General features: G+C 62.0%; 11 protein-coding genes and 2 tRNA genes. 3 read left to right on the top strand and 10 right to left on the bottom strand.

Features of this window, described 5'->3' with window-relative positions; translation table 11 throughout:
• The first annotated feature begins 17 nt into the window (after positions 1 to 17).
• Positions 18 to 956 (top strand): AraC family transcriptional regulator, encoded by a 939-nt coding sequence (locus tag CLU90_RS04050; RefSeq protein WP_100427258.1) that lies wholly within the window; start codon positions 18 to 20, stop codon positions 954 to 956.
• On the opposite strand, the gene CLU90_RS04045 is transcribed toward CLU90_RS04050, so the two are convergent.
• Positions 938 to 4,510, bottom strand: coding sequence for a hydantoinase B/oxoprolinase family protein (locus CLU90_RS04045; protein ID WP_100427257.1), 3,573 nt, complete (start codon positions 4,508 to 4,510; stop codon positions 938 to 940). The two genes, CLU90_RS04050 and CLU90_RS04045, sit on opposite strands and share 19 nt — an antisense overlap.
• A gap of 133 nt (positions 4,511 to 4,643) precedes the next feature.
• On the opposite strand from CLU90_RS04045, the gene CLU90_RS04040 reads away from it, so the two are divergent.
• Positions 4,644 to 6,188, top strand: a complete 1,545-nt coding sequence (locus CLU90_RS04040; RefSeq protein WP_100427256.1) for an NAD(P)H-hydrate dehydratase — start codon at positions 4,644 to 4,646, stop codon at positions 6,186 to 6,188.
• 117 nt (positions 6,189 to 6,305) lie between these two features.
• Here CLU90_RS04040 and CLU90_RS04035 read toward each other — a convergent pair whose 3' ends face one another.
• Positions 6,306 to 7,058: an ABC transporter ATP-binding protein gene (locus tag CLU90_RS04035; RefSeq protein ID WP_051991124.1), complete on the bottom strand. Its 753-nt coding sequence runs from the start codon at positions 7,056 to 7,058 to the stop codon at positions 6,306 to 6,308.
• On the opposite strand from CLU90_RS04035, the gene CLU90_RS04030 reads away from it, so the two are divergent.
• Positions 7,057 to 7,746, top strand: coding sequence for an arylesterase (locus CLU90_RS04030; RefSeq protein WP_100427255.1), 690 nt, complete (start codon positions 7,057 to 7,059; stop codon positions 7,744 to 7,746). The genes CLU90_RS04035 and CLU90_RS04030 overlap by 2 nt on opposite strands.
• A gap of 167 nt (positions 7,747 to 7,913) precedes the next feature.
• Here the strand turns inward: CLU90_RS04030 and CLU90_RS04025 are convergent, their stop codons facing one another.
• The 8 genes from CLU90_RS04025 to tig form a co-directional block, all read right to left on the bottom strand.
• A complete protein-coding gene (locus CLU90_RS04025; RefSeq protein ID WP_175539378.1) occupies positions 7,914 to 9,839 on the bottom strand; it encodes a SurA N-terminal domain-containing protein in 1,926 nt (641 codons plus the stop codon).
• Positions 9,840 to 10,250: 411 nt separating this feature from the next.
• Positions 10,251 to 10,327, bottom strand: a tRNA-Asp gene (locus CLU90_RS04020).
• A 17-nt stretch (positions 10,328 to 10,344) separates the two neighbouring features.
• Positions 10,345 to 10,421, bottom strand: a tRNA-Asp gene (locus tag CLU90_RS04015).
• A gap of 125 nt (positions 10,422 to 10,546) precedes the next feature.
• Complete coding sequence (locus CLU90_RS04010) at positions 10,547 to 10,819, bottom strand: HU family DNA-binding protein (protein ID WP_010398442.1); 273 nt, start codon at positions 10,817 to 10,819, stop codon at positions 10,547 to 10,549.
• Positions 10,820 to 11,023: 204 nt separating this feature from the next.
• Positions 11,024 to 13,435 carry an endopeptidase La gene (gene lon, locus CLU90_RS04005; protein WP_086138046.1) on the bottom strand — a complete coding sequence of 804 codons (2,412 nt, stop codon included), beginning with the start codon at positions 13,433 to 13,435 and terminating at the stop codon, positions 11,024 to 11,026.
• A 273-nt stretch (positions 13,436 to 13,708) separates the two neighbouring features.
• Positions 13,709 to 14,977, bottom strand: coding sequence for an ATP-dependent Clp protease ATP-binding subunit ClpX (gene clpX, locus CLU90_RS04000; protein ID WP_034751010.1), 1,269 nt, complete (start codon positions 14,975 to 14,977; stop codon positions 13,709 to 13,711).
• 200 nt (positions 14,978 to 15,177) lie between these two features.
• Entirely contained in the window at positions 15,178 to 15,795 is a 618-nt protein-coding gene (gene clpP / locus CLU90_RS03995) for an ATP-dependent Clp endopeptidase proteolytic subunit ClpP (protein WP_374106865.1), read from the bottom strand.
• 85 nt (positions 15,796 to 15,880) lie between these two features.
• Entirely contained in the window at positions 15,881 to 17,221 is a 1,341-nt protein-coding gene (gene tig, locus CLU90_RS03990; protein ID WP_058050489.1) for a trigger factor, read from the bottom strand.
• Positions 17,222 to 17,267 lie beyond the last annotated feature (46 nt).

Raw genomic sequence — 17,267 nt, 5'->3', positions numbered from 1 at the left:
CACGCATACTGAACGCCATGTCCACCTCACTTACTCCGCAAGATGAAATCGCCGCCCTGATCAGTCGCCACGCGCCGCGCACGGGCGACTACACGACGGCCATCGGCAACCTCAGTTTCCACCGCCAGTCGTCGGTGACGGAATCGCTGTTCCATGCGGCGCGCCCCAGCGTGGCGATCATCGCGCAGGGGGCGAAAGACGTCACCCTGGGTACGGAAACCTTCCATTACAGCCGCATGCAGTATCTGCTGACGTCCGTCGACCTGCCCGTGCAGGTGCGCGTGGTGGAAGCGAGCGTGGACAAGCCGCACCTGTGCGTCGTGCTTGGCATCGACATCGCCGACGTGGCCGCGCTGCTCGATAGCGAAAGCACCGTCGACAGCGCGGCGCAACAGAAAATCCTGCCTGCCACGCGCGGCATTTCCGTCAGCGACGTGTCGGCCGAGCTGCTCGACGCCATGCTGCGCCTCGTGCGCCTGCTCGACAAACCGGGGGAAATCGCCACCCTGGCGCCATTGATCCGCCGCGAGCTCACTTACCGCCTGCTCAATGGCCCCGTCGGCGCGCGCCTGCGCCACATGGCGCTGGCCAGCAGCCAGTCGCACCAGGTGGGGCAAGCCATCGACTGGATCAAGCACAATTATTGCGAACCGCTGCGCATCGAGCACCTGGCCGGCATGGCGAACATGAGCATGTCGTCGCTGCACCACCACTTCAAGGCGATTACGGCCATGACGCCGATGCAGTACCAGAAACTGCTGCGGCTGCAGGAAGCGCGGCGCCTCATGCTGGTCGAGCAGATCGACGCGGGCACGGCCGGCTACCGGGTCGGCTACGCCAGCGAATCGCAGTTCAGCCGCGAATACAGCCGCCAGTTCGGCCGCGCGCCCATGCGCGACGTGGGCCAGGTACGGGCGCAGCTGAGCGGAGCCACGGCCTACTCCGTCTTGCCGTAGCCGCCGCCGCCCGGCGTCTCGATCACGAATACGTCGCCGGAGCGCATGTCCGTCTTGCCGATATGGGCCAGGTGCTCGACCGTGCCGTCAGCCCGCTCGACGTAATTGCGCCCCAGCGCGCCCGCCGCGCCGCCAGCCATGCCGAAAGGCGGATGGATGCGGTTGTTCGACAAGATCGCCGCCGTCATCGGTTCCAGGAAGCGCACCCGGCGCACGCCGCCATTGCCGCCGCGCCAGCGCCCCGCCCCGCCCGAATCTGCGCGAATGCTGTAGCTGTCCAGCCGCACGGGAAAGCGCCACTCGAGGATTTCCGGGTCCGTCAGGCGCGAATTGGTCATGTTCGTCTGCACCACGTCCGTGCCGTCAAAACCGGGGCCGGCGCCCGAGCCGCCCGATATCGTCTCGTAGTACTGGTATCGTTCACTGCCGAAGGTGAAATTGTTCATCGTCCCCTGCGACGCCGCCATCGCCCCCAGCGCGCCATACAAGGCGTTGGTGATGCAGGTCGAGGTTTCCACGTTGCCCGAGACGACGGAGGCCGGATACCGCGGATTGAGCATGGAACCGGGCGGGATGATCACCGTGAGCGGCTTCAGGCAGCCGGCATTCAGCGGAATCTCGTCATCCACCAGGGTGCGGAACACGTACAGCACGGCCGCCATGCAGACGGCGGATGGCGCATTGAAGTTGTTCGGCAGCTGGCTGGACGTGCCCGTAAAGTCGATGGCGGCGCTGCGTGCAGCTGCGTCGACCCTGATCGCCACCTTGATCTGCGCGCCGTTATCGAGGTCCAGCGCATAGCTGCCATCCTTCAGGGTCGTGATGACCCGGCGCACGGCTTCCTCGGCATTGTCCTGCACGTGGCCCATATAGGCTTGTACTACGGCGAGGCCGAAATGCGCGACCATCTTGTGCAGTTCCTCCGCGCCCTTCTGGTTGGCCGCCACCTGGGCGCGCAGGTCGGCCAGGTTTTGCCGGGGATTGCGGGCCGGCCAGCTGGCGCCCGCCAGCAGGGCCAGGGTTTCGTCTTCTGCCAACAAGCCCGTGGCGCCGTCGACCAGCTTGAAATTGTCGATCAACACGCCCTCTTCCTCGATGCGCGTGGAGTCGGGCGGCATGGAACCCGGTGTCGTGCCGCCGATATCGGCATGGTGGCCGCGCGAGCCGACATAGAACAGGATGGCGCCGCCCGCTTCGTCGAACACGGGCGAAATCACCGTCACGTCGGGCAGATGCGTGCCACCATGGTACGGGTCGTTCAGCATGAAGACGTCGCCCGGCCGCATGGCGCCCGCATTGCGCGTCATGACGGTGCGGATGCTCTCGCCCATGGACCCCAGGTGCACGGGCATGTGCGGCGCGTTGGCGATCAAATGGCCTTGCGCGTCGAAGATGGCGCAGCTGAAATCGAGCCGCTCCTTGATGTTGACGGAATGGGCCGTGTTTTGCAGGCGCAGCCCCATCTGCTCGGCGATCGACATGAACAGGTTGTTGAAAATTTCCAGCATCACGGGGTCGGCTTGTGTCCCGATGGCGCGCCGCTCGGGCAAGGCGACGACCCTGCGCAAGACCAGATGGCCGTGCGCCGTCACTTCGGCGCGCCAGCCTGGCTCGATCACGGTGGTGGCATTGGCGTCGCTGACGATGGCCGGGCCATCGATGGCGTCGCCGGGGCGCAGGCTGTCCGCCGCATACAGGCCGCTTGGCCGCCACGCGCCGGCGCAGTACATGTCTACCGTCTGCACGGGCGCCAGCCGATCCGCGCGCGCCGCATGGGCCGGCGCGGCCACCTGCGGCGCATCGGACGCGCCGACGGCTTCCACGGAGATCGCTTCGACGATCAGCGCGCGCGCCGGCATCAGAAAGGAAAAGCGTTTTTTGTAGGCCGCTTCGAACTGCGCCTGCATGCTGGCGGCCGTATCGAACAGCACGACGAGGGCCGAATCCGTGCCTTCGTAGCGCAGGTGCACGCGCGACACCAGCGCGATGCGCTTCCCTTCCACGCCCTGGCGCAGCAAGTCGCCACGCGCCAGTTCGCCCAGTTGCGCGAAATCGCCGGCCAGGTCCGCGCCCAATAGCGCCTCGATGGCGCGCTCGCGCATGGCGCGCTGGTCGGCCAGGCCCATGCCGTAGGCCGACATCACGCCTGCCAGGCTGTGGATGAACACCGTGCGCATGCCCAGCGCGTCGGCCACCAGGCAGGCATGCTGGCCGCCCGCGCCGCCAAAGCTGGTCAGGGTGTACTCGGTGACGTCATGGCCGCGCTGCACGGAAATCTGCTTGATGGCGTTGGCCATGTTGCCTACCGCGATGGCGACATAGCCTTCGGCCACTTCTTCCGGGGTCGCGTTCACCGTGCGGGCCAGCGCCTCGAACTGGGCGCGCACCGTGGCCACGTCCAGCGCTTCGTTTGCGTCGGGGCCGAAGACGCGGGGGAAGAACGCGGGCTGCAGTTTGCCCAGCATGACGTTGCAGTCGGTGACGGCCAGCGGGCCGCCGCGCCGGTAGCTGGCGGGGCCGGGATTGGCGCCGGCGCTGTCCGGCCCCACCTTGTAGCGGGCGCCGTCGAAATGCAGGATGGAGCCGCCGCCGGCGGCCACCGTGTGGATGCTCATCATGGGCGCGCGCATGCGCACGCCGGCGATCTGCGTCTCGAACACGCGTTCGAACTCGCCCGCGTAATGCGACACGTCGGTGGACGTGCCGCCCATGTCGAAGCCGATGACTTTATCGAAACCGGCCAGCGCGCTGGCGCGCACCATGCCGACGATGCCGCCGGCGGGGCCGGACAGAATGCTGTCCTTGCCCTGGAAGGCGCGCGCATCCGTCAAGCCGCCGTTCGACTGCATGAATTGCAGGTGCACGCCGGGCAGCTCCATCGCCAGCTGGTCGACGTAGCGGCGCAAAATCGGCGACAGATAGGCATCGACCACCGTGGTGTCGCCACGCGCCACCAGTTTCATCATGGGGCTCACTTCGTGCGACACGGACACCTGCGTAAAACCGGCCTCGCGCGCCAGCTGCGCCACCCGCGCCTCGTGCGCGTGATGGCGGTAGCCGTGCATCAGCACGACCGCAATGGCGCGCACGCCGCGTCCATAAGCCTGTTCCAGCGCCGCGCGCGCGGCCGCCTCGTCGAGCGGGGTCACGACGTCGCCATGGGCGCCCACTCTTTCATCGATCTCGATCACGTCGCCATACAGCAGTTCGGGCAGGATGATCTGGCGCGCGAACAGCTGCGGGCGGTTCTGGTAGGCGATGCGCAGGGCGTCGCGGAAACCGCGCGTGATGGCCAGCACGGTCGGCTCACCCTTGCGTTCGAGCAGCGCATTGGTCGCCACCGTCGTGCCCATCTTGATGGCGCCCACCAGTTCGACGGGCAGCGGCACACCAGGCGCCAGGTCCATCAGTTGGCGCATGCCGGCCAGCGCCGCGTCGCGGTACTGGCCCGGGTTTTCCGACAGCAGTTTATGCGTGGCCAGGCTGCCGTCAGGACGGCGCGCCACGATGTCCGTAAAGGTGCCGCCCCGGTCGATCCAGAATTGCCAGTCCATCGCCTTGCCCCCGCGCTTATGTGAGATGGCTATTGTAGCCGCACAATTTACGGCGCACCGCAGGCGTGCGCGCCTTGCCTTTCGCCCGCTTCGGCCTTATGTTGAAGACATGCTGACTAACGGAACACGCTCCATGAACCTGATCGACTCTGCCGCACCCTTGTATTCCATCGCCGAACTGCGCGCCATCGAACAGGCGGCCATGCGCGACCTGCCGCAAGGGCTGCTGATGCAGCGCGCGGGCCAGGCCGCTGCCAGTGCCGCCCTGAAGCTGCTGCACGCCCAGGAAGATGGCGACGACGCGGGCCACCGGCGCGTGCTGGTGCTGGCCGGCCCCGGCGACAACGGCGGCGACGCGCTGGAAGCGGCCGCGCACCTGGCCGGCAGCGGCACCGAGGTGCTCGTCTGGCTGGCGCCCGAAGCGCAAGCCACGTCGCCCGAACGCGAACAGGCCCTGAGCCGCGCGCGCAACAGCGCCGCGCGCTTCATGGATGCGTCAACGTCCATGGCCTCGGCGGCGGTGGGCGCGGCGCCATGGCACCTCGTCATCGATGGCCTGTTCGGCATCGGCGCGTCGCGCCCCCTGGACGGCGAATGCCGCGACATGGCGCAGCTGGTCAACAACCTCGATTGCCCCGTGCTGGCGCTCGACGTGCCCAGCGGCCTGCACGCGGACACGGGCGCCATCGACGGCGTCGCCATCCGCGCCACGCATACGCTCACCTTCATCGGCGACAAGCCCGGCCTGCACACGGCGAATGGCCGCGACCATGCGGGGGACGTGGAAGTGGCCGCGCTGGCCATCGACCCTTCCCTGCTGCCGCCCGCCAGAGCCCAGCTGGGCGGCCTGCACCTGTTCGCCCGCCATTTGCTGCCACGGCGCCAGAATACGCACAAGGGCAGCTACGGCAGCGTGGCCATCATCGGCGGCGCGCAAGGCATGGCCGGCGCGCCTATCCTGGCCGCCCGCACGGCCCTGCATGCGGGCGCGGGACGAGTGTATATCGCGTTTCCCGATGCGCCGCCCGCCTTCGACAGCGGCCAGCCGGAGCTGATGTGCCGGCACGCCAGGGACGTGGATTTCTCGGGCCTGCACTTCGCCGCGCTGGTGGCGGGACCCGGTCTCGGCGACAAGGCCGGCACGGTGGAACTGCTGCAGCGTGCCATTGACAGCGACAGCCCGCTGCTGCTGGACGCGGACGCGCTGAACCTGATGGCGGCCGAGCCGGAGCTGCAATCGGCGCTGGCCGTGCGCACGGGCGCCGGGGCGACAATATTGACGCCGCATCCGCTGGAAGCGGCGCGCCTGCTCGACTTGACCGTGGCCGAGGTGCAGGCCGACCGCCTGGGCGCGGCGCGCCAGCTGGCCACGCAGTTGGGCGTCATCGTGGTATTGAAAGGGTCGGGCACGGTGATCGCCGCGCCCGACGGCCAGGTCGTCGTCAACAACACGGGCGGCCCCGCGCTGGCGACGGCCGGCACGGGCGACGTATTGTCCGGCCTGTGCGGCAGCCTGCTGGCGCAGGGCTGGCCGGAATGGGAAGCGGCCATCGGCGCCGTGTGGCTGCATGGCGCGGCGGCCGACGCGCTGGTGGCCGCAGGCAGCGGCCCGATCGGGCTGACGGCCGGGGAATTGATCCCTGCGATACGCCGGTTGATCAATGCCTTGTCGGCCTAGGCATGCAGTGCGGTGGTGCTGGATTACGCCGCGCTAATCCAACCTACGGCTTGAGGATATCGGACGTCGGGTAGGTCGGATTAGCGGAACGCGTAATCCGACAATCATCACCAGCAATTACACCAGTCTGCCCGCCGCAATCGTAATCGTGCGCCCGCAACGGGCCGCAATCGAGCTGTCGTGCGTGACGAGCACCAGGGTCGACCCGCGTTCGCGGTTCAGCTCGAACATCAGCTGGATCACGGCTTCGCCGGTGGCCGCATCGAGGCTGCCCGTCGGTTCATCGGCAAACAGCAGCGGCGGTTCCGTGACGAACGCGCGGGCCAGGGCCACGCGCTGCTGTTCGCCGCCGGACAGGTATTTCGGATAATGCTTCAGGCGGCTGCCCAGGTTGACCCTGCCCAGCATGGCTTGCGCCTTTTCCTTCGCGTCCGGGTCGCCGCGCAACTCCAGCGGCAGCATGACGTTTTCCAGCGCCGTCAAATGGGCCAGCAGCTGAAAGGACTGGAACACGAAACCGAGCTTTTCCTTGCGAAAGCCGGCGCGGCCGTCTTCGTCGAGGGCGAAGATATCGGTGCCATCAAGGATGACCTTGCCGTCGCTCGGTGTATCCAGTCCCGCCAGCAAACCAAGCAAGGTGGACTTGCCGGAACCGGAGGCGCCGACGATGGCCAGCGTCTCCGCCGTTTGCACGGTAAAATCGACTTGATGCAGGATGGTCAGCTCACCGTCGGCATCGGGTACGCGCTTGGCCAGCTGGACCACTTCGATGGCCGGCTGGGCATTTTGGCTGTTGGGTGCGGCGGGCCGCTGGGCCGCTGCGTCGGACGGGAGAAAACTGGTGGAAGTCGCTTTAGGGAATTCGGGCATGCTGATCTATCTTAAAAAATTTCGTGAACAAATAAGTGTCGAGGGTGGCAGCCGCATGCGGCGGCGCACCCTGTCCTTGCTTCCTGCGGCAGCCCTGCTGCTGGTATCGAGCATGACGAACGCCTATTCTGCACCAAAAACGCTGCTGGTGCTCGGCGACAGTCTGTCGGCCGAGTATGGGCTGGCGCGGGGCACGGGCTGGGTGGCGCTGCTGGAACAGCGGTTGCAAGCACAAAAGAACGACACGCGCATCGTCAACGCCAGCATCAGCGGCGAGACCACGAGCGGCGGTCGCGCGCGCCTGCCCGCCCTGCTGGCCAAGCACCAGCCCGATGTCGTGCTGATCGAACTGGGCGCCAACGACGGCTTGCGCGGCTTGCCCGTGGCCGCCGCCGAAGCGAACCTGCGCGCCATGGGTGAAGCGGCCAAAAAATCGGGCGCACAGGTGGTACTGGTGGGCATGCGCATGCCGCCCAACTATGGCCGCGCGTATGGCGAGCAGTTCTACGGCGTGTACGGCAAGCTGGCAAGGGAATGGAAGGCGCCACTGGTGCCCTTCATGTTCGAAGGCATCGCCGACCAGCCGCAGCTGTTCCAGGCCGACCGCATGCACCCGAATGCGAATGCGCATCCGACGATCTTGAGGAATATCTGGCCGCGGCTGGCGCCGTTGCTGGGCGCGAAGTAAGCCGGTTAATAAGCTCACTCAATGTTCACCCCGAAGTCCGAACTGCCGGGGTCGGACCCTGAGGGTCCGACCCCAGTCTTACGCCGTTGGGTTAAATAAAATTCCCGACTCGCAAACAAAAAAATAGCCGCTCAAGAGCGGCTATTTTTATGCGTAGAAACTAAAACTTACGGCGCTTCCGGCGCTGCTGCAACCGGCGCGGTCACCGGCTTGACGATCTTCACCTTGGCCTTGGCTTTCAGGTATTCGACGTAATCGAACATTTCCTGTTGTGCCAGGATGCCGCTGATCTGATCTTTCTCTTGCTGGCGGCGCGCCGCGTCCACTTGCGCCGGCTGCTGCACCTTGGCGATGCGGTAGATGCCGTAGCCCAGGGCTGGCAAGTCCACGCCGACGTAGGCTGGCAGCTTGCTCGTGTCCGCTTTCATGACTTGCGCGATGGCGGCACGGTTGATGCCGTCGAGCTTGCTGCGCGACACCCATTGCGCCGCGCCGAAACCGGTGGCGTCACCCGAAGCCTTCAAGGCGGCCAGCTTGGTCTCGCCCGCTTTCTTGGCCAGCTTTTCCGCTTCTTCCAGGGTCACGCGCTGACGGATCATCGCTTCGACTTCGGCCAGCGGACGCTTCGAGGCAGGCTTGAATTCCACCACGCGGCCGGCGATCAGCACGTTAGGTGCGACGGTGACGGCTTCCGTGTTGCGCTTGTCTTTCAGCGAGTCGTTCGAGAAGATGGCGGCGAGGAACTTGGCGTTGTTAAATGGCGCCTTGCCCAGTGCCGGCGACGGCGTGCGCGACAGGTTGGCGGCCGTTTCCACTTTCAGTTTCAGCTTGTCGGCCACCGGCTTCAGGCTGTCCGATTGCTCGTAGACCGTGTTGGTGAACGTTTCGGCCATTTCCGAGTATTTCTTGGCGGCGAACTGCTTGCGCAGGTCGGCCGTGATTTCGCCGCGCACTTCATCCAGCGTACGCACGTGCTGTGGCTTGAGCGAGGTGACCGTCAGGATGTGGTAGCCGAAATCGGAAGCGACGACGTCGCTGATTTCGCCTTGCTTGAGCTTGCTCACAGCGCTCAGCAGCGGAGCTGGCAAACCATCCTTGCCGATCACGCCCAGGTCGCCGCCCTGTTCCGCGGACGCCGGATCTTCCGACTTGGCTTTCGCCACGGCGGCAAAGCTGGCTGGCGCCTTGCGCACGTCGGCCAGGATGGCTTCGGCCTTGGCCTTGGCGGCTGCCTTGTCGGCGGCCGATGCATCTTTCTTGACGGCTACCAGGATGTGGCTGGCCTGGCGCGCTTCTTCCGTCGTGTAGGCTTTCTGGTTTTTCGCGTAGTAGCTGGTCACGTCGGCGTCGGTGACGTCGACCTGCTCGCCGGCGGCGCTGTCGTCCAGCACGACGTACTCGATCTTCGCCTGTTCAGGGATTTCAAAGAACTTGCTGTTCTTGTCATAGAAGGCCTTGATCATGGCGTCCGTCACTTTGACTTCCGGCACGTACTGGGCGATCGGCAACAGCAGTTCCTGCACTTCGCGCTCTTCCGAGGTAATGTCGGACAGGCGCTTGGACACGGTGTTCGGAGCGAAGGCCGTGCCTTGCACGGCGCCGGCCAGTTGCTGCAGGGCCAGGTCGCTGCGGCGGCGCGCATCGTACATCTGCGGCGTCATGCCCTGGGCGGCCAGCATGGCCTTGTAGCGTTCCAGGTCGAATTTACCGTCCGGCAAGGTCAAGCCCGGGATGTCCAGCACTTCCTTTTGCAGCACGGCATCGCTGATGACCAGGTGGCTACGACCCACTTCGGCGGCCACGGCGCGCTCGGCGATCAGGTTGTCGAGGATGCTCTTGCGCGCTTCCGGCGTATCGAACATTTTCTGGTCGAACTGCTCGCCCATCATCTGGCGGTAGCGGTCGATCTGCTGGCGTTGCGCTTCTTCATATTGCTGCTGCGTAACGACCTGGTCGCCGACCTTGGCGATGGTGTTCGCGCCATCGCCGAAGCTTTGGTAGCCGCTGATACCGACCAGTGCAAAAGACGGGACGATGACCAGCATCAGGAGAAACTGCATCAAGCGTCGATGGGTACGAATAAATTCAAACATGGTCAGCCAATTCGGGATGAGTGGATCACTATAAAAAAAGGCGAACATGCGTTCGCCTTGATTTCTTCGGCGGAATGGACGGGACAGATGTCCACTTCCCCTTTAGATTCAACAACTTGGCGCTGGAACTAAAGCAGGATTCTGACGCCCAAGCCATTATCTCCTGATTCTACAATGCCCATAGCGCTATAGCAAGAGTAAATCAGGCCGCGCGCCCTGCCCCGGCGCCGCATGGCCGGCAAGGCGCGGACCCGGGCATTTAACCCGGCGCAGCTTAAAGCGGATTTAAATGCGGGCATTTTTTTATTCAAAACGGCAGGACGGGATTTTAAAAACAGGCGCGCCGAGATAATCTGGCGCTGGAAAAGAAAAACCCGCGCTACTTATTCAGCAGCGCGGGCTTCTATATTCTGGCGGAGCGGACGGGACTCGAACCCGCGACCCCCGACGTGACAGGCCGGTATTCTAACCAACTGAACTACCACTCCTTGAGAGCGTATTTTTTTGGCGGAGCGGACGGGACTCGAACCCGCGACCTCCGACGTGACAGGCCGGCATTCTAACCAACTGAACTACCACTCCGAAAAATACACAGTACTACTTGCATTTGCATCCAGGGTTGCGATTCAAAGAACTTCAACCCTGAAATCGCGGCACCCGGAGGCGCCGCCAAATGTTTCCGGTGATTGTCACCTCACCGAAGTCCGTTAGTTTACAGCATCCTTCAAAGCTTTACCAGCTTTAAATTTCGGGACTTTTGCAGCTTCGATCGTGATCGCTTCTTTGGTACGCGGATTGCGGCCGGTACGCTCAGCGCGTTCGCTGACCGAGAAAGTACCAAAACCAACCAGCGTCACGCTGTCGTTGTTTTTCAAAGTTTCCGTCACGCCGCCGATAACAGCGTCGAGTGCGCGCGCAGCGGCGGCTTTGGAAATGTCAGCTTTTTCAGCAATGTGGTCGATCAATTCAGTCTTGTTCACTAGCATCCCCAATTACAAAGGTATAAAACGTTTACCGTATCGTTGCGGCACTTTTGGCACCACAGCTGTCCGGCGAAAAAAATGTGCAGGCGTATTAAACAAGCCACACTGTATATGTGTCAAGCGCTTTGGGGGCGCAATTCACGTTTCAATATAAAACAAGCGCTCTAAAAGCGCTTGTTTGGGGAAAACAGGGGTAAAACGTTAGTGTTTTACTACCTCGCCGGCTGCATCGGGCTTGGCCGCGGCGGCCGTGACAGCCTCCACCGCAGCGACGTCCGCCAACGCTTCAGGCATGCGTTCGAGGGCGATTTCCAGCACTTTGTCGATCCAGCGCACCGGCACGATCTCGAGCTTGTTCTTGACGTTGTCCGGAATGTCGGCCAAGTCTTTCACATTCTGCTCGGGAATCAGCACCGTCTTGATGCCGCCGCGATGGGCCGCCAGCAGCTTTTCTTTCAGGCCGCCGATCGGCAACACTTCGCCGCGCAAGGTGATCTCGCCCGTCATCGCCACGTCGGCGCGCACGGGGATGCCCGTGAAGACCGACACCATCGCCACCGTCATGGCCGCGCCAGCCGAAGGACCGTCCTTCGGTGTCGCGCCTTCCGGCACGTGGATGTGGATGTCGCTCTTCTCGAACACGTCCGCCTTGATGCCCAGGCGCTGCGCGCGGCTGCGCACCACCGTGCGGGCTGCCTCGATCGACTCCTTCATGACGTCGCCCAGGGTACCCGTGCGGATGACGCCACCCTTGCCCGGCATCGACACGGCTTCGATGGTCAGCAGATCGCCGCCCACTTCCGTCCATGCCAGACCGACCACCTGGCCCACCTGGTTTTCTTTCTCCGCGACACCGAAATCATAGCGGCGCACGCCGAGGAATTTATCCAGGTTCTTCGAATTGACGATGACTTTCTTGTCGGATTTCTTCAGCAGCAGCATCTTGACCACCTTGCGGCAGATCTTCGACACTTCACGCTCGAGCGAACGCACACCGGCTTCCCGCGTGTAGTAGCGGATGATGTCGCGCAAGGCCGACTCGGCCACCGAGATTTCCTCTTCCTTCAAGCCATTGTTCTTGATCTGCTTCGGCAGCAGATAACGCTGCGCGATGCTGGTCTTTTCATCTTCCGTGTAACCGGACAGACGGATCACTTCCATGCGGTCAAGCAAGGCTGGCGGAATATTGTACGAGTTCGACGTAGCCACGAACATCACGTCGGACAAGTCGAAATCGACTTCGATGTAATGGTCGGAGAACGTGTGGTTCTGTTCCGGATCGAGCACTTCCAGCAGGGCCGACGAGGGATCGCCACGGAAATCGGCGCCCATCTTGTCGACTTCATCGAGCAGGAACAAGGGATTGCGCACGCCGACTTTCGACAGCGATTGCAAGATCTTGCCCGGCATCGAGCCGATGTAAGTGCGGCGATGGCCGCGGATCTCGGCTTCGTCGCGCACGCCGCCCAGGGCCATGCGCACGAACTTGCGGTTCGTCGCGCGGGCGATGGACTGGCCCAGCGAGGTCTTGCCGACACCAGGAGGACCGACGAAGCACAGGATAGGCGCCTTGAGCTTGTCGACGCGCTGTTGCACCGCGAGGTACTCCAGGATGCGTTCCTTGACCTTGTCGAGGCCGTAGTGGTCGCCCTCGAGCACTTTTTCCGCATTCGACAGGTCGTTATTGACCTTGGATTTCTTTTTCCAAGGCAAGTTGACCAGGGTGTCGATGTAGTTGCGCACAACGGTGGCTTCGGCCGACATCGGCGACATCAGCTTGAGTTTTTTCAGCTCGTTGGTGGCCTTGTCGAGCGCTTCCTTCGGCATTTTTGCCGAAGCGACTTTTTTCTCCAGCTCGTCGAGGTCGGCGCCATCCTCGCCCTCGCCCAGTTCTTTCTGGATCGCCTTGACTTGCTCGTTCAGGTAGTACTCGCGCTGCGATTTTTCCATCTGACGCTTGACGCGGCCGCGGATGCGCTTTTCCACCTGCAGGATATCGAGCTCGCCTTCGAGCTGGCCCAGCAGGTGCTCGAGGCGCTTGGCCACGCTGAAAATTTCCAGGATGACTTGTTTTTGCTCGAGTTTCAGCGGCAGGTGTGCGGCCACCGTGTCGGCCAGGCGGCCGGCATCGTCGATGCCCGACAGCGAAGCGAGGATTTCCGGCGGAATCTTTTTGTTCAGTTTGACGTACTGGTCGAACTGCTGCACGATCGCGCGGCGCATGGCTTCGACTTCCGACTCGTCGCCCGGCTCGGACTCGAGCGGCGTCAGGTCGGCGATGAAATGCGTCGGCGCATCGCTGATGTGGTTGATACGGGCACGCTGCGCGCCTTCGACCAGCACCTTGACGGTGCCATCGGGCAGCTTCAGCATTTGCAGAATATTGGCGACGCAGCCAATTTCATAGATATCCGAAGGAGACGGCTCGTCCTTCGCGGCTGCTTTTTGAGCGGCAAGCATGATGCTCTTGCCCTGCTCCATCGCAGCTTCCAGCGCCTTGATCGACTTTGGACGGCCAACGAACAGCGGTATCACCATATGCGGGAAAACGACGACATCCCGCAACGGCAATAACGGCAGTTGAGTTTGCTCAGTTAATTTGGAAGTTGTCATGGCGTACCTTATAGAAAGCGTGTTTACGATGTTGGCGCTCGCTGCCAAAACACAAGACCGGCGAGAATAAATAATTCTGTGAAACAAACATAAAGTCTATTTCGCAAAACACACCCGCATGACGGCAACAAATGCAGTTTTCACAGTAAAAAAGCCACGCGCAGCTAAGCGCCGCGAGTGGCTTTACGATTGAAGCCTGCACTCATTGATTTAAATTGTACTGCCATGCATTAAGGAATCAAAACCCTTTTTATGCATTTGTCTCGGCAGTTTTCAATTTTCTCCGGAGGCCTTGGCAGTCTCTTGATAAATCAACAAAGGTTTGGCGCCGCTGGTGATGGTATTTTCGTCGATGACGACCTTCACCACATTTTGTTCGCTCGGCAGTTCGTACATCACGTCCAGCAAAGCATGTTCCAGGATGGAACGCAGGCCACGGGCACCGGTCTTGCGCGCCAGCGCCTTCTTGGCGATCGCATGCAGGGCGGCCGGACGAATCTCCAGTTCCGCGCCTTCCATGTCGAGCAACTTCGAATACTGCTTGATCAGCGCATTCTTCGGCTCGACGAGGATCTGGATCAGCGCCTCTTCCGTCAACTCCGCCAGGGTGGCGATGACGGGCAGACGTCCCACCAGTTCCGGGATCAGACCGAACTTGACCAGATCTTCCGGTTCCGCTTGCAGCATCAGTTCGCTGGCCGAGCTTTGCGACTTGCTGCGCACCGTGGCCGAGAAGCCGATGCCGCTCTTCTCGGAACGGTTGGCGATCACTTTCGACAGGCCGTCAAAGGCGCCGCCGCAGATGAACATGATGTTGGTCGTGTCGATCTGCACGAAATCCTGGTTCGGGTGCTTGCGGCCGCCTTGTGGCGGCACGGAAGCCATCGTGCCTTCGATCAATTTCAGCAAGGCTTGCTGCACGCCCTCGCCCGACACGTCGCGCGTGATGGACGGATTGTCGGACTTGCGCGAAATCTTGTCGATCTCATCGATGTAGACGATGCCGCGCTGGGCTTTCTCGACGTCGTAGTTGCAGCTTTGCAGCAACTTCTGGATGATGTTTTCCACGTCCTCGCCCACGTAACCGGCTTCGGTCAGGGTGGTGGCGTCGGCGATCACGAACGGTACGTTGAGCATGCGCGCCAGGGTCTGTGCCAGCAGGGTCTTGCCCGAGCCGGTAGGACCGACCAGCAAGATGTTGCTCTTGGCCAGTTCGATGTCGTCTTTCTTGCCCAGGTGCTTGAGGCGCTTGTAATGGTTGTACACCGCCACCGACAGGATGCGCTTGGCAGTCTGCTGGCCGATCACGTACTGATCGAGCAAGGCGGCGATTTCTTGCGGCGTCGGCAGGTCGGATTTGGTACCGGTCACCGTCTCGATGCTCGACGTTTCATCACGGATGATGTCGTTGCACAGGTCGATGCACTCGTCGCAAATGAAGACGGACGGGCCGGCGATGAGTTTCTTCACCTCGTGCTGGCTTTTGCCGCAGAACGAGCAATACAGTAATTTTTCGCCGCTAGAGGATTTTTTGTCTGACATAAGGCATTTTGGTTGGAACTGCATTAACAATATTGCAAAATCGCAAGCCGGATGATGGTTGCTGCCCGGAAAGGCCGCTACCCATGGCGCAAGTCAACAACGTGCACAAGCTCCATGCTACCCGAAATAAAAGCGAAACGCCCGAACGTTTGATCGCCCGGGCGTTTACTTACGTACTTAGCAATACCGGTAGGGGCTCATCAAGCGCGGCTGGTCAACACTTTGTCGATCAAACCATACTCAACGGCCTCGTCGGCGGACATGAAACGGTCGCGGTCGGTGTCCTTGGCGATCTGTTCGATCGACTGGCCCGTGCGCTCGGCCATGATGCCGTTCAAGCGGGTGCGCAGGTAAAGGATTTCCTTTGCCTGGATCTCGATGTCGGACGCCATGCCTTGCGAACCACCGGACGGCTGGTGAATCATGATGCGCGAGTTCGGCAGCGAGAAACGCTTGCCCTTGGCGCCAGCGGCCAGCAGGAAAGCGCCCATCGAGGCAGCCATGCCCGTGCACAGGGTCGAGACGTCCGGTTTGATGAACTGCATGGTGTCGTAGATGGCCATGCCGGCCGAAACCGAACCACCTGGCGAGTTGATGTAGAGCGAGATTTCCTTTTCCGGATTTTCGCTTTCCAGGAACAGCAGCTGGGCGACAACCAGGTTGGCCATCTGGTCATTGACCGGGCCGACCATGAAAATCAAGCGTTCCTTCAGCAGGCGCGAGTAAATATCATACGAGCGCTCGCCGCGACCGCTTTGTTCCACCACCATCGGCACCAGGCCGAGCATCTCTGTGTCCAGCGCCGGATTACGGTTCATACCTGTCATTTCATTTCCTTGTGAAGCAGTTAGGGGATGCCGCCCTCACCTTTCGGCGAGAGCCGGCATCCCAATACCAACTGGTTTACGCTTGTGCGTTGCTTCCCATCAGTTCGTCGAAAGCAACTGCTTTCGTCGTGACTTTCGACAGGCCCAACACGTAAGTGACGACGTTTTCTTCCAATACAAGGGCTTCGATCTCACCCAGGCGACGACGGTCGCTGTAGTAGTACTTCAGCACTTCGCGTGGATCTTCGTAGCTTTGGGCGAAATCTTCGATTTGCGCCTTGACTTGCTCAGGCGTTGCCTGCAGGTTGTTGTCGCCCACCAGTTGCGACAGGATCAGGCCCAGGCGTACGCGACGCTCGGCTTTTTCCGCGAACAGTTCTGCTGGGAAAGGCACGTCCTTGACGTTCATGCCGCGCTGCGCCATGTCTTGACGGGTCATTTCGGCCAGGCGCTCGGAATCTTGAGCGATCAGCGTTTTTGGCACTTCCAGCTCAGCAACTTTGATCAGCGCGTCCATGACGGCTTCCTTGTTGCGTGCTTTCACGCGGCCAGCGACTTCGCGTTGCAGGTTGACTTTGATGTCTTCGCGCATTTTGGCCAGGTCGCCATCGGCAACGCCCAGCGATTTGGCGAATTCGGCATCGACTTCCGGCAGGTGCGCCCATTCCAGCTTTTGCAGGGTGATGGTGAACGATGCGGTTTTGCCGGCAACGTCCTTGCCATGGTAGTCCTCTGGGAACGACAATGGGAACGTCTTGGACTCGCCCACTTTCAGGCCCAGGGTCGCTGCTTCGAATTCTGGCAGCATGCGGCCTTCGCCCAGCACGAAAGCGTAGCCTTCAGCTTTGCCGCCTGGGAATTCAACGCCGTCGATCGAGCCGACGAAGTCGACGGTCACGCGGTCGCCGTTGGCAGCGACAGCTTCGCCGCCGTCGCCGTGTTCGCCAGCTTCGCCCTTGGTGTGGAAGTGCACGCGCTGCTTGCGCAGGATGTCGATGGTCTTGTCGATTTCGGCTTCCGACACGTCGGCTTGCACGGTTTCGATTTCAACGGCCGTCAGGTCGCCGATGGCGACTTCCGGATACACTTCGAACGTGGCGTCGAAAGCCAGCTGGCCTTCGGCGGCTTCTTCTTTCGGCACGATGTTCGGGAAACCGGCCACGCGCAGATTGTTTTCGTTGGCGGCGTCGTTGAACGCGCGGCCGACTTTGTCATTCAGCACTTCCGATTCAATTTGGTAGCCGTATTGTGCTGCGACCATTTTCAACGGCACTTTGCCCGGACGGAAGCCCGGTGCCTTAGCCGTACGGGCTTGCACTTTCAGGCGCTTCTCAACTTCCGTGCGGACGTCCGTCAGCGGGAAGGAGATCGTGATACGACGTTCGAGTTTGCCCAAGGTTTCGACTGCAGTTGCCATGTAAAAAATCGTCCAAAAAATAAACACTGTTGGTGCGAGAAAAGAA

It is taken from the genome of Janthinobacterium sp. 67 (assembly GCF_002797895.1).
Taxonomy (GTDB): Bacteria; Pseudomonadota; Gammaproteobacteria; order Burkholderiales; family Burkholderiaceae_D; genus Janthinobacterium.
Note: the sequence above shows the minus strand (reverse complement) of the source record. Positions and strands in the feature narration are given on the sequence as shown.

Coding starts and splice junctions, on each gene's coding strand:
- CLU90_RS04050 (WP_100427258.1), top strand. CDS start 18: ATGTCCACCTCACTTACTCCGCAAGATGAAATCGCCGCCCTGATCAGT.
- CLU90_RS04045 (WP_100427257.1), bottom strand. CDS start 4,510: ATGGACTGGCAATTCTGGATCGACCGGGGCGGCACCTTTACGGACATC.
- CLU90_RS04040 (WP_100427256.1), top strand. CDS start 4,644: ATGAACCTGATCGACTCTGCCGCACCCTTGTATTCCATCGCCGAACTG.
- CLU90_RS04030 (WP_100427255.1), top strand. CDS start 7,057: ATGCTGATCTATCTTAAAAAATTTCGTGAACAAATAAGTGTCGAGGGT.
- CLU90_RS04035 (WP_051991124.1), bottom strand. CDS start 7,058: ATGCCCGAATTCCCTAAAGCGACTTCCACCAGTTTTCTCCCGTCCGAC.
- CLU90_RS04025 (WP_175539378.1), bottom strand. CDS start 9,839: ATGTTTGAATTTATTCGTACCCATCGACGCTTGATGCAGTTTCTCCTG.
- lon (WP_086138046.1), bottom strand. CDS start 13,435: ATGACAACTTCCAAATTAACTGAGCAAACTCAACTGCCGTTATTGCCG.
- clpX (WP_034751010.1), bottom strand. CDS start 14,977: ATGTCAGACAAAAAATCCTCTAGCGGCGAAAAATTACTGTATTGCTCG.
- clpP (WP_374106865.1), bottom strand. CDS start 15,795: ATGAACCGTAATCCGGCGCTGGACACAGAGATGCTCGGCCTGGTGCCG.
- tig (WP_058050489.1), bottom strand. CDS start 17,221: ATGGCAACTGCAGTCGAAACCTTGGGCAAACTCGAACGTCGTATCACG.